At 67.4% G+C, this 1274-nt stretch carries 1 protein-coding gene; it reads right to left on the reverse strand.

What is annotated here, in order from left to right:
- Positions 1-87 precede the first annotated feature (87 nt).
- Positions 88-906: an NADPH-dependent 7-cyano-7-deazaguanine reductase QueF gene (queF, locus tag RCF13_RS19830; RefSeq protein ID WP_134968344.1), complete on the reverse strand. Its 819-nt coding sequence runs from the start codon at positions 904-906 to the stop codon at positions 88-90.
- Positions 907-1274: the final 368 nt, after the last annotated feature.

The raw sequence follows: 1274 nt of genomic DNA on the forward strand, positions 1-1274 counted from the left end.
GTGCCGGCCGCTGGCCGGCTTGCCCTGGACACCGGTTCCACGTGGTTGCCGGCCAGCGGCCGGCACGACCGGTAACCGCCTGCTCGGTTACTGCCGCAGCTCGCGGTAGGTCGCAGCCGGGGCGGCGATGCCGGGGCTGGCACGCCAAGGGTTGATGTCCAGGCCACCACGGCGGGTGTAGCGGGCCTCAACCTCGAGCCAGTGCGGCTGGCAGCGCGCGGACACCTCGCTGAAGATCCGCTCGACGCACTGCTCGTGGAACTCGGCGTGCTCGCGATAGCTGACCAGATAGCGCAGCAGGCCGGCGCGGTCGATCTTCGGCCCACGGTAACGCAGGCTGACCGTGGCCCAGTCCGGCTGGCCGGTGACCGGGCAGTTGGACTTCAGCAACGCCGAAACCAGGGTCTCCTCCACCACCTCGCCCGCATCGGCGGCAAGGAAGTCGGCCTGCGGCGGGCCGTAGCAATCGATCTCCACGTCCAGCCCGTCGATGGATTCGCCGAGCGGCGTCTCGCGCAGACCCGGCAGGCCGAACTCGACCTGGACCGGCGCACCGGCGCAGGCCGACAGATCCGCCACCAGGCGCTCGCGCAGTGCCTCGGCGCTGTCGATGCGGGTGCTGTTGAGGGAGTTGAGGTACAGCTTGAACGACTTCGATTCGATCAACCGCGGCGAGGTGCATGGCACCTGCACGGTGGCGACGGCGACCTGCGGCTTGCCACGCGGGTCGAGCCAGCTCAGCTCGAAGGCGTGCCAGCGGTCGTGGCCGACAAACGGCAGCGCGGCGTCATCGAGGCCGATCTCGGCGCGGGCGCCGCTGCGCGGGATCGGAAACAGCAGGCCGGGATCGTACTGCGACGGGTAACTGACCTCGCGACCGAGGCTGGAATCCTGTGGGGTGTTCATGGGACGCATTGTATCGCGCGGAGGGCGGGCCTTCGGCCTGGCCGGCCAACGGCGGAGCCCCTCCGTGGTGGGGTGTTGGGGCGTCGAAAGCCTGGATTCCCGGGAGTGGGCCGGGCGGATGGGGCTGGCGGGGACGCCGTGAATCCGTCCCTGGAGGCTTAGCCGCGCCATCCATGGCGCGGATACCCCGCCAGGGGGCCCCCGCCCCCCCCCCCCCCCCCACACAAATCCCCCCCCCAACACACCCCCAAACAAACAAAAAAAAACCCCCCAAAAAACCACCCACACCAAAAAAAAAAAAAAATAATAGATCACCACCCACACACAAACAACCCCAACACGTAAAAAAAACAAACACAACCAACAAA

Origin of the sequence: Stenotrophomonas maltophilia group sp. RNC7 (assembly GCF_030910085.1) — a bacterium.
GTDB classification, from domain to species: domain Bacteria; phylum Pseudomonadota; class Gammaproteobacteria; order Xanthomonadales; family Xanthomonadaceae; genus Stenotrophomonas; species Stenotrophomonas sepilia.